This is a genomic window from Thauera sp. 63 (assembly GCF_000310165.2).
GTDB classification, from domain to species: Bacteria; Pseudomonadota; Gammaproteobacteria; order Burkholderiales; family Rhodocyclaceae; genus Thauera; species Thauera humireducens.
In genome coordinates, this window is record NZ_AMXC01000007.1 from 83,006 (window position 1) to 105,721 (window position 22,716).

Sequence of the window (22,716 nt, forward strand, 5' to 3'; positions counted from 1 at the left end):
CGTATGCTTGGGGAGTGAGCCGACTTCGCCTCATTGCAGCGCTGTGCCGCGGCAGCGTCCAAGGCATTGATGCGCGAATGGGGGCCTTCGCGACACCCTTCGCACCGAAGAGTGTCGCGAAGGCGGACTGGCGTTTTGGGGCCGGCTTCTTTCGTTTCATGCCGAGTATGGCGTGCCGGCCGGCGTCAGTGGGGCGTTCGTGCGCGCGGAATCCTGCTCACCCTTGCCGGCAAGCGCCGATGTGGTGCTCGATAGGAATGTCTGCAACCATTCGCGAGGCAACAGGGATCGTGTGCGTACTGGGTGTTCCCGTGTTATCGATGCTTTTCAGCCCGATGAGCGCGTCGAGGCCTGAGCGATGAAGGGGCGTCTGCTTCCGGCTCAGGAGGGCGTTCTTGCCGAACAGCTCAGCGCCGACGCGGGTTTCTTCTGCCGTGCGGGGCGTCTGCTCGAGAAGGGGCGTTCCGAGTGGCAGGATTACGAGGTGTGGGATACGCCCGCCTTCGGCCGCCTGTTCCGTCTCGATGGCTGCTTCATGACCTCGGAGCGTGACGAGTTCTTCTACCATGAGAACCTGATCCATGTGCCGGGCATGGCTCACGCCGGGTTACGCAAGGCCCTGATCGTGGGTGGAGGCGATGGCGGTTCGGCGGAGGAGTTGCTGAAGTATCCGGGCATCGAGCACATCGTGATCGCGGAGCTCGACGAGAAGGTGGTGGAGATCTCCCGCCGATATCTTGATGCCGTGCACCATGGATCGCTCGATGATCCGAGGGTCGATATTCGAATTGGCGACGGCATGCAGTACGTGATGTCCGACGGGCCGGCTGCCGGGGGGCGCTATGACCTGATCGTGCTCGATCTGACCGATCCGGTGGGGCCCGCCGAGGCCCTGTACTCGGAAGACTTCTTTCGTGCAAGCAACGCCTTGCTGGCCGACGGCGGCGCATTGAGCTTGCACATCGGGCCGCCGATCTTCCAGCCCGAGCGGGTACGCGAACTCGTCCAGCGCCTGCGACGGGTGTTCCGGTTTGTCAGGCCGTACTTCCTTTATGTCCCGCTTTACGGAAGCCTGTGGGGGCTGGCGACCGCTTCCAACCAACTTGATCCCTGCGCACTGGGGTCCGACGAGATCGAGCGGAGGCTTGCCGAGCGCCGGATTGCGCGCCTTCAACATTACAATGGCGCTGTTCATTGCGCACAGTTTGCCCTTCCCAACCATCTGCGCGCGTTGCTGGCCTGAAGCGGCCGGCGACGCGTGTCGCCCGAATCAGGTCCCTCGTGAATTCGTCTTCCGCTGCGCCTCGTCGCGCTCATGTCCGCCCGCGCTCGCACGCGGCGCCAGTTCGCACATCGCGGTCTGCTCCGCCCCCGGTTCTGCCGGTCGACAGCCTTGGCTATGCCATGCTGCGGGCTGCCGAACTGGTTGCTGGCGTGATCGAGGGCGGCAATCTCACCGACGCCTTCGAGCGCATGCTCGAAGCCCATCGGGATTGGCCCGAATCCACGCGCGGGGCTGTGCGCGATCTCGCCTGGACGACGCTGCGCGACTTCGGTCGCGGCGATGCCGTGCTCGACCGCCTGCTGCACAGCCCGCCACCGACCCTGGTCCGGGCCCTGTTGCTGGTGGCCGTTCAGCGCCTGAGCCAGCGCCCTGCGCAGGCCCACACGGCGGTCGACCAGGCGGTGCAGGCAGTGGCGACGGCGATGCCCGGCCTGAAAGGCATGGTCAATGGGGTGCTGCGCAACGCGCTGCGGCAGCAGTCCGAATGGGCGGGATGGATTGGCGCGAGCCGGGTGTCGGCGCACGCGTATCCAGCCTGGTGGATCGAACGGATCCGGGCTTCCCTGCCCGAGCAGTGGGAGGCCGTGCTCGCGGCGGGTAATCAGCGTCCGCCGATGGCGTTGAGGGTGAATCTGCGTCGCTGCACGCTCGAGGCCGCGCGTGCCGAACTCGCCGCGGCGGGCATCGACACGCAGGCGCGGGGCGACTCCACCCTCTTGCTCGAGCAGCCCGTGGCCGTGGCGCGCCTGCCGGGTTATGCCGAGGGCAGGGTGTCGGTGCAGGACGCAGGCGCCCAGCAGGCCGCTCGACTGCTGGCCCCACGGGACGGCGAACGCGTGCTCGACGCCTGCGCTGCGCCGGGCGGCAAGACGGCGCACCTGCTGGAGTCCGCCGACGTCGAGCTGCTCGCCCTCGAACTGGAGCCGCAGCGCGCTCAGCGTATCGGCGCCAATCTGGAGCGCCTCGGCTTGCGCGCCGAGATCCGTGTGGCCGATTGCTGCGACCTGCGCAGCTGGTGGGACGGGCGCCCATTCGATCGTATCCTCGCCGACGTGCCGTGCTCGGCATCTGGTGTCGTGCGCCGTCATCCGGACATCAAGTGGTTGCGTCGCGACGAGGACATCGTGGGCTTCGCGAAGCAGCAGCGGCGCATCGTCGATGCGCTTTGGCAGACGCTGGCGCCGGGTGGCACAATGCTTTACGTGACCTGCTCGGTGTTCGAGCAGGAGAATGCGGCGCAGATCGCACGCTTCCTCGATCGCCATGCCGATGCCGAATGCGTGCCCATCAATGCTGCCTCCGACTGCCAGTTGTTGCCCGACGCCGAACATGACGGCTTCTACTTTGCCCGGCTCCGCAAGCAGGCGTGACCGCGCCCTGCGCGTCGTCGCGCTGCTCGCATTGATGGCGTGTGCGACGCTAGCACGCGCCAACGAGGCGCGTATCGTGAGCGCAGAGGTCGTTGCAGGCGAGGGCGGTTACGTGCTCAACGCCGACATCGACGTCGAGCTCAACCCCCGCTTGGCCGACGCGGTGAGCCGGGGCGTATCGCTGTACTTCACCACCGAGCTGCGCATCGAGCGTCCACGCTGGTACTGGCTCGACGAGGTCGTCGTCGACCGCAGCCTTGATTACCGCCTGTCCTACCATCCGATCACGCGCAGCTATCGCCTTTCGATCGGCAGTTTCCATCAGAGCTTCGACTCCCTGGACAGTGCCGTACGCACGATGCGCAGGGTGCGCAACTGGCAGGTTGCCGAGCTCGCCGAGTTGACGGCGGGGGTGTCGCACGAGGTTGCGCTCCGCTTCCGCCTCGATACCTCGCAACTGCCCAAGCCCTTCCAGGTCACGGCGATCGGCAGTCGGGACTGGAACCTCGGCACCGACTGGGCGACGTGGACCTTCCTGCCGGGTGCGGCGGGCCAGCGATGAAACGCATCCTTCTCGTCATTGCCGCTGCGCTGGCAGGCATTTCGCTGTTCCTGCTCACATCGGCGAGCTCGAACTCCGATCTCTTCGCCAGCAGCTATCCTTACCTGCTTGCCTTCAATGGCGTGCTCGCGGTGGTCCTGGGCGGGCTGGTGGGCGTGCAGTTGCGCCAGCTATGGTGCGAGTACCGCTCGCGCCAGTTTGGCTCGCGGCTCAAGTACCGGCTGGTGCTGATGTTCGGGCTGATGGGCGTCGTTCCCGGTCTCGTGATCTACGCGGTGTCGCTGCAGTTCGTGGTGCGCAGCATCGAGTCGTGGTTCGACGTTCGGGTGGAGTCTGCGCTGGAGGGCGGTATCGCGCTGGGGCAGAACGCGCTCGACTACCTCGTCAGCCAGATGGGCGACAAGGCAGGGGACATGGTGCTGGAGCTCGAAGGCGCGAGCACGGTGTCGGCGGTCATGTTGAACCGGCTGCGGGAACAGGCGGGCGTTGGCAGCGTCACGGTGATTGCCGCCAATGGCCAGGTGCTCGCTACGGCGGCCGATGCGATGTCAGCCCTGCTTCCGGACCTGCCCAGCGTCACCCAGCTGCGCCAGGCGCGGCAGACACGGATCTTCCATGCGATCGAGAGCCAGAAGGATGGCCGGCTGGTCATCCGTGTCATCGTGCCGATTCCCCTGCGCACGCTGGCGGGCGAACCCAACCTGCTGCAGCTGACACAGGCCGTGCCCGAGAGCTTCGGCCGCCATGCCGAGGCGGTGCAGGATGCATACCGCGAATACCAGCAGCTCACCCTCGGGCGCGAGGGGCTGAACCGCATCTACACGCTCACGCTGACCCTGACGCTGTTGCTGGCATTGCTGACCGCGCTCGCCGCCGCCTTCATCATCGCGCGCCGGCTGGCAGCGCCGCTGCTGATCCTGGCCGAAGGGACGCAGGCGGTCGCACAGGGCGATTACAGCCCCCGTCAGGCGCTGCCGGCACGCGACGAACTGGGCGTGCTGACCCAGTCTTTCAACCGCATGACGCGTCAGCTCGAGGATGCGCGCGCGGCCGCCGAGCGTAACCGCGCGGCGGTCGAGTCGGCGCGCGCCTATCTGGAGAGCGTGCTGGCGAACCTGTCGACCGGGGTGCTGGCCTTTTCCGCCGAGGGCGGCCTGCGCGCGGCCAACCACGGCGCGATGCAGATCCTCGGTGACGAACTGGCCGGCTTCGAGGACATCACGCTGGCCGAATGGCCGCGTCTCGAAGGCTTCCGCGACGCCTTGCTCGAAGGCTTCGCCGCCAACGAGGGCGACTGGCAAAGCCAGATCGAGCTGCCGGTCAAGGACAGCACGCCGCTCACGCTGCTGATCCACGGCTCGCGCCTGCCCAAGAGCACCGGCGGTGGCCTGGTGGTCGTGTTCGACGACATCTCGCGTCTGGTGGCAGCGCAACGCACGGCGGCGTGGGGCGAGGTTGCCCGGCGGCTCGCACACGAGATCAAGAACCCGCTGACGCCGATCCAGCTCTCCGCCGAGCGGCTTGCGTTCAAGCTTTCCGACAAGCTCGACGACAGCAGCCGCGAGATGCTCGAGCGCGGCACGACGACCATCGTCAACCAAGTCGAGGCGATGAAGAACCTGGTCAACGCTTTCCGCGACTACGCGCGCCTGCCCGCGCCGCAACTGTCGGCGATCGACCTCAATGCCCTTATCCGCGAGATCCTGAACCTGTACGAGAGCTTTGCCTCGCACATCCGGCTCGAACTGGAGGGCGGACTGCCTCTGGTGCAAGGCGACGCCAGCCAGATCCGGCAGGTCGTCCACAACATCCTGCAGAATGCGCAGGATGCGCTCTCCGGGACCGAGGACGGCGAGGTGAGGGTGATCACGCGGGTCGAGGGTGAGCGCGTGGCGCTGCTGTTCCGCGACAATGGGCCGGGGTTCCCGGCCGAGCTGCTTGCACATGCGTTCGAGCCCTACTTCACGACCAAGTCGCGGGGCACGGGACTGGGACTGGCGATGGTGAAGAAGATCGTCGACGAGCACGGCGGCGATGTGCGGCTGGCGAACCGCGATGGTGGCGGGGCGGAGATCCGTATCCGGCTGCGCTTGGCCGAAATGAATGGTAAACACTGAATAAGATGGCAAAGATACTGATCGTTGACGACGAAGTCGGCATTCGCGAGCTCCTGTCCGAGATCCTGCGCGACGAGGGCTACGACATCCTGCTGGCGGAGAACGCGGGTACGGCACGCGCGATGCGCAACGCCGGCCGCCCCGACATGGTGCTGCTCGACATCTGGATGCCGGACACCGACGGCATCTCCCTGCTCAAGGAGTGGGCGGCCAATGGCCAGCTCAACATGCCGGTGGTGATGATGTCGGGCCATGGCACGATCGACACCGCGGTCGAGGCCACGCGGATCGGGGCGATCGACTACCTCGAGAAGCCCATCGCCCTGCAGAAGCTGCTGGCGGCGGTCAAGCGTGGCTTGCAGCGCCCTCAGGCACCAGGCGCCCCGGCGCCGTTGACCCTGGCGGCGTTCACGCGCTCGGTGCCCCTGCGCGAGCTGCGCCGGCGGGTGGAGCAGATCGCGAGCAGCACGCGCGTTCTGCTGCTGCGTGTCGGCGCGGGCAGCCTGGCCGAGCTCGTCGCCCGCAGCGTGCAGAGCAGCTCCCCGGCATGGCTCGACCTTTCCGCGATCAGTGCGCCGCTCGACATCGCGCAGTTGCAGGCAACGCAGGGCGGGGTGCTGTTCGTGGGCGAGCTCGCGCGTTTGTCGCGCGCGCAGCAGAAGAACCTCGCCTTCGCCGTCGAGCGGCTCGACCGCTACGACCTGCGCGTGGTCGTCGCGACCGACCGCAGCGCGGAGGGACTGCTCGCCGAAGGCTGGGAGGAGGCGCTGGTGTCGCGCCTGTTCGAAGTCAGTCTGGCGCCGCCGTCGATCGCGGACGTGCGCGACGACCTGCCCGAGCTGGCGAGCCAGGTCCTGATGCATCTGTCCGAAGGCGGCGAGGTGCCGCTCAGGCGCTTCTCCACGGCCGCGCTCAACCAGTTGCGCAACCTTCCTTGGCCAGGCGGCTATGCCGAACTGCGCGCGGCGGTGAAGTCGCTGGCGCTGGGAACGCTGGAGGAGGAGATCGGCGCGGGTGACGTGCGCCGCTTGCTACCCCCTGATGCGGCGGCGGGCTCGGTCGGCGTATCGCTCGACCAGCCTCTGCGCGAGGCGCGCGAGGCCTTCGAGCGCCTGTACTTCGAACACCACCTTCGCCTCGAGGGCGGCAACATGACGCGACTGGCCGAGAAGACGGGCCTCGAGCGGACGCACCTCTACCGCAAGCTCAAGCAACTGGGCCTGCAGGCGGGGCGCCGCCATGAGGAAGCCTGAACCGCGGCGGGTGTTGCATTGCAGCAATCGCTGTATCTGGATGTTGCACGGCAGCGTAGAATCCGCCGCTGAAACGCATCTCGGGAACGCTCGGTGAAGATCATCATTCTCGGCGCCGGCCAGGTCGGCGCGTCGGTCGCGGAAAACCTGGTTTCGGAGGCGAACGACATCACGCTCGTCGATACCAGCGCCGAGTACCTTGCCGCCCTGCGCGACCGCCTCGAGGTGCGTACGGTCTGCGGCAACGCCGCCTCGCCTTCGGTGCTGCGCGAGGCAGGGGCCAACGACGCGGACCTGCTGATCGCCGTGACCCAGTCGGACCAGACCAACCTGTGCGCCTGTCGCATCGCCAAGGCGGTGTTCAACCTGCCGACGCGGATCGCCCGACTGCGCTCCACCGACTATGTCGATCATCCGGAACTGCTGGACGACGACAACTTTGCCGTCGACTTCTCGATCTGCCCCGAACAGGTCGTCACCGACTACATCAAGCGCCTCATCGCCTTTCCCGAGGCCCTGCAGGTACTGGAGTTCGCCGAGGGCGTCGTCAGCCTGATCTGTGTGCGTGCCTTCGAGGGCGGCCCGCTGGTGGGCCACCCGCTGAAGGCCCTGCGCTTTCACCTGCCGAACGTCGAGGTCCGTATCGCGGCGATCTACCGCAACGGGCTGCCGATCATTCCCCAGGGGGACACCATCATCGTGCCGGGAGACGAGGTCTTCTGCCTTGCGGCCACGGTGCACATCCGCCAGGTGATGCGTGAGCTGCGCCGTTCCGACCGGCCGATGCGCCGCATCATGATCGCCGGTGGCGGCAACATCGGCTTCCGTCTCGCGCAGTCGATCGAGCAGAACTACCACGTCAAGATTCTCGAGGTTAACCGCGACCGTGCCGAAACGCTGGCCACGCAGCTGACCAGGGCGCTCGTGCTGCGCGGGGACTCCACCGACGAGAAGCTGCTCGAAGCCGAGGGTATCGACGAGACCGACCTCTTCGTCGCGCTCACCAACGACGAGGAGGACAACATCATGTCCGCCTCGCTCGCCAAGCGCATGGGCGCGCGCCGCACGCTGGCGCTGATCAACCGCAAGAGCTACGTCGACCTCGTGCAGGGCGGGCCGATCGACATCGCCATCTCGCCGGCTCATACCTCGATCGGTACGCTGCTGGCGCATGTGCGACGCGGCGACGTGGTTGCGGTGCACAGCCTGCGCCGCGGTGCCGCCGAGGCGCTCGAGATCATCGCCCATGGCAGCCGCAAGGACTCCAAGGTGGTCGGACGGCCGATCGAGGAGATCATGCTGCCCAAGGGCGCGACCATCGGGGCCATCGTACGCGACGAGAAACGCGAGGACGGGCGCGTGGTGCGGCGGGAGGTGATCATGCCCCACCACGACACGGTGATCGAAGAGGATGATCACGTGATCGTGTTCTGCACGCACAAGAACCTGGTGCGCAAGGTCGAGAAGCTGTTCCAGGTCGGCTTCCATTTCCTCTGAGCGCCCACCCTCATGCGTGCCTACCACCCACCGCTGAATGCGCTCGGCCTGATCATCATGATCTTCGGCCTGCTGATGGGCTTTCCGCTCGCGGTGTCGGCCTGGCTCGACGACGGTGCGACGCTGGCCTACGACCAGGCGATCTTCGGCACCTTCGTCGCGGGCTTGATCCTGTGGACGATCACCCGCGGCGTACGGCGCGACCTGCGGGTGCACGACGGCTTCTTCCTGGTCGCTGCCACCTGGGTCGTCCTGCCGCTGTTCGGTGCCCTGCCGCTGCTGGCCTTCCTGCCCACGCTCAGTTTCACGGATGCGTACTTCGAGGCGGTGTCGGGGCTGACCGCGACGGGCGCCACCGTGCTGACCGGCCTCGACGACCTGCCGATCTCGATCAACCTGTGGCGCACCTTCATGCACTGGATTGGCGGCATGGGCGTCATCGTGCTGGTGGTGGCGATCCTGCCGCTGCTGGGCATCGGCGGCCGGCAGCTGTACAAGGCCGAGGTGCCGACGCCGATGAAGGACGCCAGTCTCACGCCGCGCATCGCCGAGACCGCGAAGGGGCTGTGGCTGACCTACCTGCTGCTGACCGTCGCCTGCGGTTTCAGTCTCTGGGGGGCCGGGCTGGAGGGCTGGGATGCGCTGATCCATGCCTTCACGATCACCGGCCTGGGAGGGTTCTCGAGCAAGGATGCCTCGCTCGGCCACTTCGACAACCTCAACGTGGAACTGGTGACGATCACGTTCGCCCTGCTGGCCGGCCTGAACTATGCGACCCACTACCTCGCACTGGTGCGTGGCTCGTTCCGGCCCTACCTGCGCGATCCGGAGATCCCGTTCTACTTCGGTGTGCTGCTGTTCAGCATCGCCATGCTGACCGTGTACATGATGTACTGGCAGATCCACGCCGACCTGTTCACGACCTTGCGCAACGTGGCCTTCCATGTGGTGTCGATCTCGACCTCGCTCGGTCTGGCCATCGACGACTACACCAGCTGGCCCATGTTCGCGCAGATCTGGATCCTCTTCCTCGGCAGTTTCGTCGCCTGTTCGGGCTCGGCCGGCGGTGGCATCAAGATGATGCGCGCGATCATCCTGTACAAGCAGGTGCTGCGCGAGATCGTCCGCTCGCTGCACCCGCACGCGGTGCGTCCGGTGCGCATGGGCAAGAAGCCGGTACCCGAGACGATCCTGCATGCCGTGCTCGGCTTCAGCTTCATGTACATGGTGTCGATCGTCAGCCTGACGCTGATCCTGTCGGCCACCGGTCTCGAGCTGGTGACCTCCTTCTCCGCCGTCGTGGCCTGCCTGAACAACACCGGACCCGGGCTCGAGGCCGTGGGGCCGGCGGCGAACTATCAGGCGCTCAGCGCATTCCACAAGTGGGTGCTGGCGTTCACGATGATCCTCGGGCGACTCGAGATCTTCACCTTTCTCGTCGTGCTGACGCCGGCTTTCTGGCGCCGCTGAAGGGGCGTTGCGCACCGGCTTGATGCGTGACAACCCCACCGCCGGCGCCGACGGGCGATAATGACCGCTTGTGCCCGAACGATTGCCAAGAGGACTCGACGTGAGCCGTCTCAAGAACGACACCTTCCTGCGCGCACTGCTGCGCCAGCCCACCGAATACACGCCCGTCTGGCTGATGCGCCAGGCCGGGCGCTACCTGCCGGAGTACTGCGAAACGCGCAAGCGTGCAGGCAGTTTCCTCAACCTCTGCAAGAACCCCGCGCTGGCCTGCGAAGTGACGCTGCAGCCGCTGGCACGCTACGACCTCGATGCGGCCATCCTGTTCTCGGACATTCTCACCGTGCCCGACGCGATGGGCCTCGGCCTCTACTTCGCCGAAGGCGAGGGGCCGCGCTTCGAGCGTCCGCTCAAGGACGAGTGGGAGATCCGCAACCTCAGCGCGCCGGACCCCCATGCCGAACTGCAGTACGTGATGGATGCGGTCAGCGAGATCCGCCGCGCGCTCGACGGCAGCGTGCCGCTGATCGGCTTCTCCGGCAGCCCGTGGACCCTGGCCTGCTACATGGTCGAAGGGGGCTCGTCGGACGATTACCGCAAGGTCAAGAGCCTGGCCTACAGCCGCCCGGACCTGATGCACCACATCCTCGACGTCACCGCGCGTGCGGTGGTGAAGTACCTCAACGCCCAGATCGAGGCCGGCGCCCAGGCCGTGATGGTGTTCGACTCGTGGGGCGGGGTGCTGTCCGAGGCCGCCTACAAGGAGTTCTCGCTGCGCTACCTCGAGCAGGTACAGGCTGGGCTGATCCGCGAACGCGACGGCGTGCGCGTGCCGAGCATCGTATTCACCAAGGGCGGTGGCCTGTGGCTCGAGTCGATTGCCGCCGTCGGCTACGACGCGGTCGGCCTCGACTGGACGATGGACATCGGTCGCGCCCGCCAGCTCGTCGGCGACAAGGTGGCATTGCAGGGCAATATCGACCCCAATGTGCTGTTCGCCCCGCCCGAGACCGTGGCGACGGAGGCCCGTCGTGTGCTCGACGCCTTCGGCAACCATCCTGGCCATGTCTTCAACCTCGGCCATGGCATCTCGCAATTCACGCCCCCGGAGAACGTCTCGGTGCTGGTCGACACCGTTCACGCGCACAGCCGCAAGCTGCGCGCCCAGGGCTGAGGCGTGGCAGGCCGTCGCCCGGGAGGCGCGAGCGGCGGCCTGTCAAGCACGATATTTGTATTTCAAGGCTTGACTTATGCACAACTGCGCGTTCCTGAGCCTGGGCGCGCAGTGTACCGGCGGGTTATGCGGCTGATCGATTAAGCTATTGAAAAATAAGAATAAAAATTTCGCACAATGTTAAGGCAATGTGACGAAAAGCCTGATGTGGCGCCGGTTTGCGCCTGATGTTCCCACTTTCCCCACAAACTTATCCACAGGTTTTGTGGACAAGCGCCGGGTCGGTTTTCCTGCCAAAGACTTGCCCTACGTTTTCTCGGCTGGTTCTCACGAAACGCCCGCAAGTTACTGACGTTCAACGTCTTTTCAGATTGTCTCCGTTTACGCATGCCCATCGTCCGTGTCGCATTGCCCGTGCCCCTGCCGCAAGTGTTTGATTACCTTGCGTCAGATGCGTCCGCAGAGGACGTCGGGCGTTGCGTCAAGGTGCCTTTCGGGCGCGGTGAGCGCAATGGCCTGATCGTGGCGGTGGCGTCCGAGGCGGACGTCGAGGTCGCCCGCCTCAAGCCCGTGCATCACATCCAGCGTGACGTGCCGCCCCTGCCGGGCGACTGGCTGGCGCTGGTCAGTTTCGTGTCCCGCTACTATCACGCGCCGCTCGGCGAAGTCGTCGCGCTGGCGTTGCCGCCGGGTCTGCGCCGAGCCGATGGCGTCAGCGGCGATGACGCGGACCCGCTGCTGGCGCTTGGCGCAGCGGGTAGCGAGGCCTTGCGCGCGGCGCGCCGGCCGAGCAAGGCGCTGGCCTTGCTGCAGGCGCTGGCGCAGGACACGCCGCCCTGGCGCCGCAGTGCGGTACGCGAACGCGAAGGCGGGGAGGCCGTCGGCGACCTGCTGCGTCGCGGCTGGCTGGTCGAGGCGGCCATCGGCGATCTGCGCCGCGACGCGACCGGCCCCCAGCCCGAACTGACGGCGGAGCAGGGTGAGGCGGTGAACGCCATCCTGGACGCCGGCCCGGGCTTTCGTGCGTGGCTTCTGCACGGCGTGACCGGCAGTGGCAAGACCGAGGTCTACCTGCGTCTCGCCGCCAACGCGCTGGCCCAGGGCAAGCAGGTGTTGATGCTGGTGCCCGAGATTGCGCTGACCCCACAGCTCGAGCGCCGCGTTGCGCAGCGCTTCGCTGCGGCGAACGTCGTCAGCCTGCATTCCGGACTGGCCGATGGGGCGCGTTCACGTGGCTTCGTGCAGGCGCTCAGCGGCCACGCCGATATCGTGCTCGGCACCCGGCTTGCGGTGTTCGCGCCCCTGCCGCGTCTGGGCCTGATCCTGGTCGACGAGGAGCACGACGCCTCCTACAAGCAGCAGGAAGGGGTGCGCTATTCGGCACGTGACGTCGCGGTGTGGCGCGCCCGCCAGGGCGATGTACCGGTGGTGCTCGGCTCGGCCACGCCCTCGCTCGAGACCTGGTATCACGCCCGCAACGACCGCTATGCGCTCCAGGTGCTGAACCAGCGTGCGGTGGCCGCGACCATGCCTGCCGTGCGCTGCATCGATGTGCGCCGCCTGAAGCTGGACGAGGGCCTCAGCCCCGGCCTGAAGGCAGCGATCGAGCAGCGCCTGGCGCGCGGTGAGCAGAGCCTGGTGTTTCTCAACCGGCGCGGCTATGCACCGGTGCTGTCCTGTCCGTCCTGCGGCTGGGTCAGCCGCTGTCCGCACTGTTCGGCCAACCTGGTCGTTCATCTGGTCGACCGCCGCCTGCGCTGCCACCACTGCGGTTGCGACGGCGGTATCCCGCACGCCTGCCCGAGCTGCGGCAACCAGGACATCCAGCCCTTCGGTCGCGGTACGCAGCGCATCGAGGCGCGCCTGGCCGAGCTGTTTCCGCAGGCACGGGTGCTGCGCGTCGACCGCGATGCCGCACGCACCCGCAAGCAGTGGGAGAGTCTGCTGGCGACGATCGCCGACGGCGGGGCCGACATCCTGGTCGGTACCCAGATGATGGCCAAGGGACACGACTTCCCGAAGCTGACACTGGTCGGCGTGATCGGGGCGGATGCCTCGCTGCATGCGGCCGATTTCCGTGCGCCCGAACGCCTGTTCCAGCAGCTGATGCAGGTGGGCGGTCGCGCGGGGCGGGGCACGCTGCCCGGCGAGGTGCTGATCCAGACCGAGTACCCCGCGCATCCGCTGTACCTGCACCTCGCGCGCCACGACTTCGACGCCTTCGCGCGCATGGAGCTGGCCGAGCGGCGCAGCGCGGGTTTTCCGCCCTTCACCTACCAGGCCATGCTGCGTGCGGATGCGCCCGCGCTGGATGATGCCGTCGAGTTCCTGCGCCACGCGCGGCGGCTGGCCGAGGAGCGCGCGCCCGAGGGCCTGCGCATCTACGACCCGGTGCCGATGCGCATGACCCGCCTGGCCCGCCGCGAGCGCGCGCAACTGCTGCTCGAAGCTGACCAGCGCGGCGTGCTGCAGGGCTTTCTCGCCGATTGGGTGGCGCTGCTGTACCGCCAGCGCACTGCGCGCGAGTTGCGCTGGCAGCTGGACGTGGATCCACTCGAGGTCTGAGCGAGGCGGTCGGGCGGCTCCCGGTCGCTCGGGGGGCGCCCTGTCGTGACATCGCGCTACCCAAGCTGGGTGATGATGCGTCATGATCGACGACGACCCGCCGCTGTGCGTCCGGCATGCCTCCATGCCGTCGCGCGCGGTTTCGATCGATCGTCGCGAAGGGAGCCGCTGGCATGGCGCGAACGTTTCCGCTTCATACGCATGTCCTTGCGCTGGCGCTGGGTCTTGTCCTGCTGGTTGGCGGGCTGCTGGCCTTCATCGGCCAGCAGCTTGCCGGCAACATGCTGTCGGCGGTGGCCGAGGACCAGTCGCTGCGCATCAACCGCGAGGTGCGGGGCAGCCTGTATCAGCTGGTACAGCCCGCCGACATGGCGCTCAGGCTGTTGAGCGAGGACGCCCTCGCGGACGCTGCCACGCTCGAGGAGCGCCTGCGGCGGCTGCCCGCGGCGCGTGCGGCGCTGGCGGGTTCGGCAGCGCTGTCCTCGCTCTACGTCGGCTATGGCGACGGCCAGTTCTTCTTCGTGCGCAGGCTGGCCGGCGAGGCGGAGCGGGCGCGGTTCGAGGCGCCGCCGCAGACGGCCTACCTGGTGCAGAGCATAGACCGCGACGCGGGCGGCGCGCTGCGCGGGCGCTACCTGTTCCTCGATGCCGCCCTCGGCGTGGTGGCGCAGCGCGAGCGAACGCAGTATCCGGACGCGTTCGATCCGCGCCGGCGCGACTGGTACCGCGACGCCCCGCAGGACGGTGAGCTGCTGGTGACCCCGCCCTATCCCTTCTTCTCCGACCAGCAGGTGGGCATCACCCTGGCGCGGCGTGCCGGCAACGGTAGCGCGGTGATCGGCGCCGACATCCGCCTGCACACCCTGGGCGCAGTCCTCGCGCGGCAGAAGGTGACGCCCGGTGCGCGCCTCGTGCTGGCTGACGGGGACGGACGGATCGTGGCCCTGGACGATGCCAGCCTGCCGGTCGCAGCGCCCGACGCGCCCGACGCGCGCGGCGTGCAGCGCCTGCAGCACTTGCAGGATCTGGCGCATCCCGCATTCCGCGGCCAGGGCGGCCTCATTGCCGAAGCTCGGGCCGCGCCCGGTGGCACGCTCGCGCGCAAGCGCGTGGTCGATGGCGAGGTGTGGTTGCTCAGCGCCACGGCCCTGCAGATGGAACACGTCGATGCCAGCTTCGTGGTCATGGCCATCCCGGAGCAGGAGTTGATGGCGGGGGCGCTGCACCAGCGCAACGTCGCGCTCGTCATCACCGTCCTCGTGCTCTGCATCGCCGTGCCGCTCACCTGGCTGCTCGCGCGCCAGATCGCCCGTCCCATGCGGGCGCTCGCAGCCGAGGCGGAGGCGATCCGCCGCTTCAACTTTGCGCCGGTCGGCGCGCCGCGCTCGCGCATCCGCGAGGTGGAGGTGCTGGGCGAGACCATGGGCGGGATGCGACAGACGATCCGCCGCTTCCTGGAACTCAACACCGCGGTCGCCGGCGAACCCGATTTCGACAGCCTGCTGCCGCGTCTGCTCGGGGAGACCTTGTCGGCGACGCGGGCGCAGGGCGGGGTGCTCTACCTCGCGACCGACGGACACCTGGCGCCGGTCGCGACGCTGGACGGCGAGGGTCATCCCTTGCCCGACACTGCGTCCTGGGCTGCAACGGACGCGGAGGCGGGGGAGTGGATGCATGCCCGTCCGCCCGGGCAGATTGCCCAGGCCGCCCGTGCGCTCGACGCACTCGGGCCGCTGCTGGGCGAGGCGCTCGCCGCGCGCGCCGTGCGCTCCGCGGCGCTGACCGATGCCGATCTCGTCGCCCTCGGCCTGCAGGCGCAGGCGAACGCGCTGGGCGTGTCGCAGGCGATCGCGGTGCCGCTGATCAACCGCCAGGGCGAACTCGTCGGCGCCCTGCTGTTGCTGCTGGACGCACCGGCTGACGATGACCGGCTCGCCTTCATCAGCGCGCTGTCTGGCCTCGCGGCGGTCACGCTCGAAGCGAGGGCCCTCATAGCGGCACAGAAGGCCTTGTTCGAGGCCCTGATCCGCATGATCGCGGGTGCGATCGACGCCAAGAGCGAGCACACCGGCGGTCATTGCGCGCGCGTCCCCGAGCTCGCCCGCCTGCTGGCCCAGGCCGCGTGCGAGGCGGAGCAGGGCCCGTATGCGGACTTCAAGCTCGACGACAATGGCTGGGAGATCCTGCGCATCGCAGCCTGGATGCACGACTGCGGCAAGATCACCACGCCCGAGTACGTTGTCGACAAGGCGACCAAGCTGCAGACCCTGTACGACCGCATCCACGAGGTCCGGATGCGGTTCGAGGTGCTCAAGCGCGAGGCCGAACTGCGCTGCCTGCAGGACATCCTGGACGGCGCGGACGCCGATGCGCGCAAGCGCCTGCGCGACGAGGAACTGGTCGCACTCGACGACGACTTCGCCTTCGTCGCGCGCTGCAACCAGGGGAGCGAGTCGATGGCCGACGCCGACGTGGAACGCCTGCACCGCATTGCCAGCCGCACCTGGACGCGTACGCTGGACGACCGTCTCGGGCTCTCGCACGAGGAGGCCGCGCGCAGGCAGGCGGCGCCGGCTGCGCTCCTGCCGCACCCCGAGCCGCTGCTCGCCGATCGTCCGGAGCACCTCGTTCCGCGCCGCACGGACGAGTGCTTCGCGGCAGACAACCGATGGGGTTTCCGCATGCAGCCGCCGCGCTGGCGGCAGAACCTGGGCGAACTGCACAACCTCGGGGTGCGCTATGGCACGCTGACCGAGGAGGAGCGCTACCTGATCAATGCCCACATCATCCAGACCGAGATCATGCTCCGCAGCCTGCCGTTTCCTCGCCACCTCGCGGGCGTGCCGGAAGTGGCCGTCTCGCACCACGAGAAGATGGATGGCAGCGGCTACCCCAAGGGTTTGCGGGCCGAGCAGATGAGCCCGCTGGCGCGGATGATGGCGATCGCCGACATCTACGAGGCGCTCACCGCGCGCGACCGCCCCTACAAGCGCGGCAAGACCTTGTCCGAGGCCTTGTCGATCATGGCGCGCATGGCCCGCGAGGGGCACATCGATCCGGCCCTGTTCGCCCTGTTCCTGCGTTCCGGGGCCTACCTCGCGTATGCGCAGCGCTTCGTTGAACCCGGGCAGATCGATGCAGTCGAGGTCGACGCCTTGCTGGACGGGCAGGAAACCGGTCAGCCGGCCTAGCGGGCCGGCGCCGGGCTGTCGCTGCAGGCCGGCCACAGCCAGGCCGCGCCGCGCACGCCGGACGCGTCGCCGTGGCGCGCCGGCAGCAGGCGGGTGGCGACGTGGTCCGAGAACACGGCGTCCTTCCACAGCCGCGGCACATTGGCGTACAGGCGCTCGATGCGCGACAGCCCGCCACCGAGCACGATCACGTCCGGGTCGAGCAGGTTGATGACGCCGGCCAGCGCGCGCGCGAGGCGCTGTTCATAACGTTGCAGCGTAGCTTCGCAGGCGATGTCGCCCCGCGCCGCGCCCGCGACGATTGCCGCCGCGTCGAGCCGATCGCCGTAGCGCCGCTGGTGCTCGGCCGCCATGCCCGGCCCGGACAGGTAGGTCTCGATGCAGCCGGCACGGCCGCAATAGCAGGCGGGCAGGGGCAGGTCGTCCTGACCGGGCAGCGGCAGCGGGTTGTGCCCCCATTCGCCGGCGATGGCGTTGGCACCGCTGACCAGCCCGCCGCGCACGACGAGGCCGCCACCGACGCCGGTGCCGAGGATCACGGCGAACACCACCTCCGCGCCCGTGCCGGCGCCATCCATGGCTTCGGACATCGCGAGGCAGTTGGCGTCGTTCGCCAGGCGCAGCGGTCGCTGCAGCAGCGCCTCCAGGTCCTGCTGCAGCGGCTGGCCGTTGAGGCAGGTGGAGTTGGCGTTGCGGATCAGGCCGGTGACCGGCGACAGCGAGCCGGGCGTGCCGATGCCGACGCTGGCCCTGCGGCCGATGGCGCGCTCGGCGTCCTGAACCAGGCCCACGATCGCCCGCAGCGTGGCCTGGTAGTCACCTTGCGGCGTCGGCACGCGGCGGCGGAAGCGCTCGCCACCGTCCTCGTCGAGCGCGACCAGCTCGATCTTGGTGCCACCCAGGTCGACGCCGATGCGCATGTCGCGACCGCGATGAACCGTCAGGCGATGCGCTCGACCGCGCCGCGATAGAGCTCCATCGCCTCCTCGCGGCTGCGGGCGCTGACCCCGAGGTTGCGGACCAGCCCGTCGTCGAGGCTGTAGCACCAGGCGTGCACCGTGACGCCCTGGCCGCGCTGCCAGGCTTCGCGCAACACCGAGGTCTGGCACACATTGACCACCTGATGGATGGCGTTGAGTTCGCACATCCGGTCCAGGCGGGCATTGGGGTCGTCGATCTGCACCAGGCGCTCCTCGTGGCGGTCGCGCACGTCCTGCACGTGGCGCAGCCAGTTGTCGGTGAGGCCGGTGCGGTTGTCGTTGAGGGCGGCCTTGACCCCGCCGCAGCCGTAATGGCCCACGACCAGGATGTGTTTCACGCGCAGCATCTCGACCGCGTAGTGGATCACCGACAGCGCGTTGAGGTCGGTATGCACGACGACGTTGGCGATGTTGCGATGGACGAAGACTTCGCCCGGCGCCAGGCCGATGATCTGGTTGGCCGGCACGCGGCTGTCCGAGCAGCCGATCCACAGGTACTCGGGCGACTGCTGCTTGACCAGGCGGGCGAAGAACTCGGGGTCCTCGGCATGCATGCGTTCGGACCAGGCCTTGTTGTTGGCGAAGAGGTGTTCGATGGTCTGGGCCATGGCCGTTTCTCTGTCTGGAATCGCGTAAAGGCGAAATTATGAATAATTCGTGCGACGGGCGTAAGCGTGCGGGAGGTTGACGCCGCGATGGCGCGCTTTCAGGCGCCGGGCGACACCTCGGGCCAGATGCCCAGCCCGACCAGCTGCCGTGTCGCCGCCTCTGCCCAACCGCGGTTGGCGGCCGGGCTGGCCGGACTGGGATGCAGGATGCGACCGAACCTCACTTGGGCGGTGTCGCCCAGGGCCTCCATCGCGCGCTTTTCGGCCCAGTTGCCGATGCCGACCACCCAGTCGGGTTGCAGGGTGGCGATCAGGGTGCGCAGGTGGGCGTCGCAGGCTTCAAGCAACGGGCGCTGCTCGATCGCCGGCAGCTTGTCCGGCGTGAGGTTGCGGCCGCCCTCGAAGAAGGCGAGCGGGCAGTAGTTGGCGACGAAGTGATCGGCGAAGAAGGCCGCTGGCGTGCCGAATCGCGCGCGGAACAAGCCCCACAGGCGCTGGCCGCTGACCTCGGAGCGGGCGCAGGCAAAGCCTTCGACGGGGCGCTTGGGGTTGGTTTCGCGCGGTTGGCCGACCGGTCCTTCCAGCCCGAGCCAGTCGCGCGCACTGGCGATCTCGCCGAAGGGCACGCCGATCTGCGCCATGCCGAAGGGGCCGGGATTCATGCCGACGAAGACCACGCGCTTGCGCCCTGCGCCGAAGCGCTCGAGATAGCGACGATGCACGTCCCAGGCGTAGTCGAGCGGGTTGTACACGTGCGTGACCGGCGGCGCGAAACGCATCGCATCGACCGCATCGGAAAGCGTGCGGGCGGCGTCGATCAGGGTGGTGGCGGTCGGGTGGGTGTCGGTCATCGGGCGTGCGGGGTGAGGGGGTCAGAACAGGCGCTTCAGCAGGTACAGCGCCACCATGCCGGTGCCAATGGTTGCCAGCACGTTGCGCGTGCGCCAGGCGACGGTCACGGCGACCAGCGCCGCCCATGGGCGAGGGGTGTCGAAGGCAAACTGCACTTCTCCAGCGCTGACGAACAAGGCACTGGCGGTCAGCGCGGCGAAGCTGGCGGGGGCGATGTGGCGGCACAGCGCATGCAGCCAGCCGGGCAGGCTGCGGCTGGCGAAGACGCCGATCATCGCGTAGCGGTAGAGGAAGGTCAGCACGCCGACGAACACCAGCAGCAGGACCAGGGTGGTGGCGCTCATCGTGCGCGCTCCAGGCGGCGCACCGTCCATACGCCGGCCAGCAGTCCGAGCAGGATCGCCGCGACCAGCCCGAGCTTGTAGGGCAGGGCGGCGAAGGCCAGGGCGCCGAGGCCGGCGACCAGCGCCGCAGCCTGGCCCGCACGCTCGCGCAGCAGCAGGGTCAGGAGCGCGATGAAGGTCAGCGGCACGGCGAAATCGAGCTCCCATTCGGCCGGGATCGTCGCGCCGAACAGCAGGCCGGCCGCGGTGGACAGCTGCCAGCCCGCCCATAGCGTGAAGCCCGCGCCGAAGAAGTACCAGTGGCGCAGGTCCGGCGCGGGGGCAGGGGGGGCGCGGTGGTCGCGCCGCTGATAACGCAGCACGGCAACCGCGTAGGCTTCGTCGGTCAGCAGGTAGGCCAGCAGCAGGCGCCAGCGTCGCGGCAGGTGGCGCACGTATTCGGCCATCGACGCGCTGTACAGCACGTGGCGCAGATTGAGCAGGCCGGAGGTGAGTGCGATCGGCAGGGCGCCTGCGCCCGCGGCCAGCATCTGCACGATGACCAGCTGTGCGGCCCCGGCGAAGACCACGGCAGAGGCCAGTTGCGCCAGCCAGGCCGGCACGCCGGCGGATAGCGCGGCGATGCCGTAGATCATGCCGAAGGGGGCCACGCCGAGCAGCAGCGGTGCCTCGTCGCGGCAGCCGGCGAGGAACTCGCCGCCCGCGCTCGTGCCGACCCCGGCCATCAGTCGTCCACCGCGCCGTCGGTCTGTGGCCGGCCCAGGCGGCCGAGCGCCTCGCGCAGCCACCACACCATGACCACGCCGGGTATCGCGACGATGATCGAGAAGATGAAGAACGCCGGCCAGCCGATGCTCTGCGACAGCACGCCCGACAGCGGGCTGACGTAGATCCGCCCCACCGCGGCGAAGGCCGAGAGCATGGCGTAGTGGGTGGCGGTGAAGTGCTGGTTGCACAGCCCCATCAGCAGTGCAACGAAGGCCACCGTGCCCATGCCGCCGCTGATGTTCTCGCCGGCGATCACGGTGAGCAGCAGCAGGTCGAGCGCCGCCGGCGCATCCAGCGACACGAAGCCCCAGTCGAAGGCCGGCATCATCACCGCGCCCCAGGCACCCTTGCCGAGCTGGGCGAGCAGGTAGAAGCCGAAGTTCGACACCAGCTGCAGCACGCCGAACAGCAGCAGCGAGCGGTACAGCGCCAGCCGCGTCATGATCAGCCCGCCGATGAAGGCGCCGAGGATGGTGAGCCAGATGCCGATGACCTTGTTGGCGATGCCGACCTCTTCCTGCGAAAAACCCATGCCCTTGATCAGGAAGGGCGTGGTCAGGCTGCCGGCGAAGGCGTCACCGAGCTTGTAGAGGATGATCAGCGCGAGGAAGGCGGCCGCGCCCTGCTGCGCGAAGTAGCTCGACAGCGAGCGGTTGAGCGTCTCGAAGCCGGCGCGCCGCGCCGCCCACCACGCCAGCGGCAGGGCGAGCGCGATCTCGGCGAGGACGAACAGCAGCTGGATCCAGCGATTCGTGTCGTCGGGGTTCAGCCCGATCAGGATCAGCGCCTGGCGCGCGATCCAGTAGCCGGCGGCCACGCCGGCGAGCATCGCGGCAAACCCGACCAGCTCGCGCTTCGGGTCGGAATCGAGCGGCTTCAACGCGGCCGACACGCGCGGCAGCGCCAGCAGCGAGGCCACGCCGCAGGCGAGCATGATCAGCGCCATCGTTTCGTAAACCCGCGGCCACGATGCCCATTGCCCGGCCCAGATCAGCGCGATGCCGCCGGACAGGATCATCGCCAGGCGGTAGGCGAAGACGTGCACCGAGGCGCCCAGGCCGCGCTCGGCTTCGGGCAGCAGGTCGGTGCGGTAGGCGTCGACCACCACGTCCTGCGAGGCCGACAGGAAGGCCACCAGCACCGCGGCGGCGGCGAACAGGCCCGGCGTCGCGGTGGGCGACAGGCTCGCCATCCACCATAGCAGCACCGCCAGCGCCAGCTGGGTCAGCGCCAGCCAGCCGCGGCGACGACCGAGCCAGGGCGGCTCGAAGCGGTCCATCAGCGGCGCCCAGAGGAACTTGAAGGTGTAGGGCACGCCGACGAGGCCGAAGAAGCCGATGGTCGCCAGATCCACGCCGTCCACCGTCAGCCACGCCTGCATCGCCTGGCCGGTCAGCGCCAGCGGCAGGCCGGAGGCGAAGCCGAGCACCAGAATGGCGGACAGGCGCCAGGCGCGCGCAAGGGCGGGAGACAGGGAGGCAGGCAAGGGGGTGGGGTGCAAGGGACGAGGCGGGAGGCGCTGCGGAGCGGCGCATTATCGCAGATCGGGGGGAGGGCGCCGGTTTACACAATTCGATACGTTGCTTGCGTCCGGCGCCATCTGCCTCAACAATGCGCGCATTCCGCGTTTCCAGCTTCGAGGAGGGAGTCCTTCATGTCCTACACAGTGACCGTGGTGTTCGGTAGCAACCGCGAGTACGAGTTTGCGTTGCACGAATCCGAAGTGGCGGGAACGACCAAGGACCAGGCGCGCAGCTGGCTGGCGAAGGAATTCGAGGAACTCGAGTGCACGCCCTCCAACCCGATGGGTAAGGTGCTGGTGCTGGACATGATCCTCAACGTCGCCAAGTACGGTGGCGAAAGCCGCTTCGAGCAGGCGTCCGACTGGGCGAAGAAGTTCGCGGTGGTGACGGCCGCCGCGCTCGATCGTCCCGCCGTGCGCGTGGACGTGTCGGCCTTCGTCGTCGGCTGATCTCCGCGTTACCTGGCCGGGGCGCCCTGCATCGGCAGCGCGCCCCGGTCTGCGTTCAGCCGCGTCCCAGGCGGTACACCGCCACGCTGGCGAGGAAGTTCGGCTCCTCGAGCACCAGCTTGCCCTCGTCGAAAGCCAGGCGCTCTCGCACCGCGATGCCGTTCATCTCGCACAGCGCGTCGAAGTCGGCGATGGTGAAGAAGCGCACGTTGGGGGTGTTGAACCACTGGTGCGGCAGGCTCTCCGACACCGGCATGCGGCCGTTGAGGATGCTCTGGCGGTGGCGCCAGTAACCGAAGTTCGGGAAGCTCACCACGGCCTCGCGGCCCACGCGCAGCATCTCGTGCAGGATGCCCTGGGTGTTGTGCATGGCCTGCAGCGACAGGCTCATGATGACGTGGTCGAAGAAGCCGTCCTCCAGCCCCACCAGGCCCTTCTCCAGGTCCATCTGGATCACGTTGACGCCGTTCTTCACGCTTGCCAGCAGCTTGTCGGGGTCGTTCTCGACGCCGTAGCCGTGCACCTGGCGTACCTGCATCAGGTGCTTGAGCAGGTCGCCATCGCCGCAGCCGAGGTCGAGCACCTTCTCGCCGGGCTCGATCCACTGGGTGATCACTTCATAGTCGTAGCGGTAGGAGGTCATATCAGTATGCGCCGAGCCGTCTCAAGCGTACTGACGCCCCCTTGGGGGGCGGCGAACGCAGTGAGCGT

18 protein-coding genes are annotated in these 22,716 nt (G+C 68.2%); 11 read left to right on the plus strand and 7 right to left on the minus strand.

Features of this window, described 5'->3' with window-relative positions; all coding sequences use genetic code 11:
* Positions 1 to 358 precede the first annotated feature (358 nt).
* The 10 genes from speE (at position 359) to C664_RS08460 (ending at position 16,481) form a co-directional block, all read left to right on the plus strand.
* On the plus strand, positions 359 to 1,243 hold the full coding sequence (gene speE / locus C664_RS08415) for a polyamine aminopropyltransferase (protein WP_004257498.1): 885 nt from the start codon (positions 359 to 361) through the stop codon (positions 1,241 to 1,243).
* Positions 1,244 to 1,404: 161 nt separating this feature from the next.
* Positions 1,405 to 2,655 (plus strand): 16S rRNA (cytosine(967)-C(5))-methyltransferase RsmB, encoded by a 1,251-nt coding sequence (gene rsmB, locus C664_RS08420; RefSeq protein WP_004257500.1) that lies wholly within the window; start codon positions 1,405 to 1,407, stop codon positions 2,653 to 2,655.
* On the plus strand, positions 2,615 to 3,217 hold the full coding sequence (locus C664_RS08425) for a DUF4390 domain-containing protein (RefSeq protein ID WP_038011312.1): 603 nt from the start codon (positions 2,615 to 2,617) through the stop codon (positions 3,215 to 3,217). The genes rsmB and C664_RS08425 overlap by 41 nt, the downstream gene beginning before the upstream one ends.
* Complete coding sequence (locus C664_RS08430; RefSeq protein ID WP_004257507.1) at positions 3,214 to 5,334, plus strand: sensor histidine kinase; 2,121 nt, start codon at positions 3,214 to 3,216, stop codon at positions 5,332 to 5,334. The genes C664_RS08425 and C664_RS08430 overlap by 4 nt, the downstream gene beginning before the upstream one ends.
* A 5-nt stretch (positions 5,335 to 5,339) precedes the next feature.
* Positions 5,340 to 6,587 carry a sigma-54-dependent transcriptional regulator gene (locus tag C664_RS08435; RefSeq protein ID WP_004257510.1) on the plus strand — a complete coding sequence of 416 codons (1,248 nt, stop codon included), beginning with the start codon at positions 5,340 to 5,342 and terminating at the stop codon, positions 6,585 to 6,587.
* A 93-nt stretch (positions 6,588 to 6,680) separates the two neighbouring features.
* On the plus strand, positions 6,681 to 8,084 hold the full coding sequence (gene trkA / locus C664_RS08440) for a Trk system potassium transporter TrkA (protein WP_004257528.1): 1,404 nt from the start codon (positions 6,681 to 6,683) through the stop codon (positions 8,082 to 8,084).
* Positions 8,085 to 8,096: 12 nt separating this feature from the next.
* A complete protein-coding gene (locus C664_RS08445) occupies positions 8,097 to 9,554 on the plus strand; it encodes a TrkH family potassium uptake protein (protein ID WP_004257532.1) in 1,458 nt (485 codons plus the stop codon).
* A 100-nt stretch (positions 9,555 to 9,654) separates the two neighbouring features.
* Positions 9,655 to 10,725 carry a uroporphyrinogen decarboxylase gene (gene hemE, locus C664_RS08450; RefSeq protein WP_004257537.1) on the plus strand — a complete coding sequence of 357 codons (1,071 nt, stop codon included), beginning with the start codon at positions 9,655 to 9,657 and terminating at the stop codon, positions 10,723 to 10,725.
* Between the two features lie 387 nt (positions 10,726 to 11,112).
* Positions 11,113 to 13,290, plus strand: coding sequence for a primosomal protein N' (locus C664_RS08455; protein WP_004257542.1), 2,178 nt, complete (start codon positions 11,113 to 11,115; stop codon positions 13,288 to 13,290).
* A 173-nt stretch (positions 13,291 to 13,463) separates the two neighbouring features.
* Positions 13,464 to 16,481, plus strand: coding sequence for an HD domain-containing phosphohydrolase (locus C664_RS08460; RefSeq protein ID WP_004257545.1), 3,018 nt, complete (start codon positions 13,464 to 13,466; stop codon positions 16,479 to 16,481).
* On the opposite strand, the gene C664_RS08465 is transcribed toward C664_RS08460, so the two are convergent.
* The 6 genes from C664_RS08465 to C664_RS08490 form a co-directional block, all read right to left on the minus strand.
* Positions 16,478 to 17,401, minus strand: coding sequence for an ROK family protein (locus tag C664_RS08465; RefSeq protein WP_004257548.1), 924 nt, complete (start codon positions 17,399 to 17,401; stop codon positions 16,478 to 16,480). The genes C664_RS08460 and C664_RS08465 overlap by 4 nt on opposite strands.
* A 20-nt stretch (positions 17,402 to 17,421) precedes the next feature.
* Positions 17,422 to 18,069 (minus strand): carbonate dehydratase, encoded by a 648-nt coding sequence (can, locus tag C664_RS08470; RefSeq protein WP_004257552.1) that lies wholly within the window; start codon positions 18,067 to 18,069, stop codon positions 17,422 to 17,424.
* Positions 18,070 to 18,167: 98 nt separating this feature from the next.
* Positions 18,168 to 18,920 carry a uracil-DNA glycosylase family protein gene (locus tag C664_RS08475; RefSeq protein ID WP_004257555.1) on the minus strand — a complete coding sequence of 251 codons (753 nt, stop codon included), beginning with the start codon at positions 18,918 to 18,920 and terminating at the stop codon, positions 18,168 to 18,170.
* A gap of 21 nt (positions 18,921 to 18,941) precedes the next feature.
* On the minus strand, positions 18,942 to 19,265 hold the full coding sequence (locus C664_RS08480) for an AzlD domain-containing protein (protein ID WP_004257559.1): 324 nt from the start codon (positions 19,263 to 19,265) through the stop codon (positions 18,942 to 18,944).
* Positions 19,262 to 19,990, minus strand: coding sequence for an AzlC family ABC transporter permease (locus tag C664_RS08485; RefSeq protein ID WP_004257563.1), 729 nt, complete (start codon positions 19,988 to 19,990; stop codon positions 19,262 to 19,264). Before C664_RS08485 ends, C664_RS08480 begins: the two co-directional genes overlap by 4 nt.
* Positions 19,990 to 21,519, minus strand: coding sequence for an AmpG family muropeptide MFS transporter (locus tag C664_RS08490; RefSeq protein WP_004257567.1), 1,530 nt, complete (start codon positions 21,517 to 21,519; stop codon positions 19,990 to 19,992). The genes C664_RS08485 and C664_RS08490 overlap by 1 nt, the downstream gene beginning before the upstream one ends.
* Positions 21,520 to 21,687: 168 nt before the next feature.
* Between C664_RS08490 and C664_RS08495 the strand changes: the two genes are divergently transcribed.
* Positions 21,688 to 22,005: a hypothetical protein gene (locus tag C664_RS08495; protein WP_004257569.1), complete on the plus strand. Its 318-nt coding sequence runs from the start codon at positions 21,688 to 21,690 to the stop codon at positions 22,003 to 22,005.
* A gap of 55 nt (positions 22,006 to 22,060) precedes the next feature.
* Here the strand turns inward: C664_RS08495 and metW are convergent, their stop codons facing one another.
* On the minus strand, positions 22,061 to 22,648 hold the full coding sequence (metW, locus tag C664_RS08500; RefSeq protein WP_004257573.1) for a methionine biosynthesis protein MetW: 588 nt from the start codon (positions 22,646 to 22,648) through the stop codon (positions 22,061 to 22,063).
* Positions 22,649 to 22,716 lie beyond the last annotated feature (68 nt).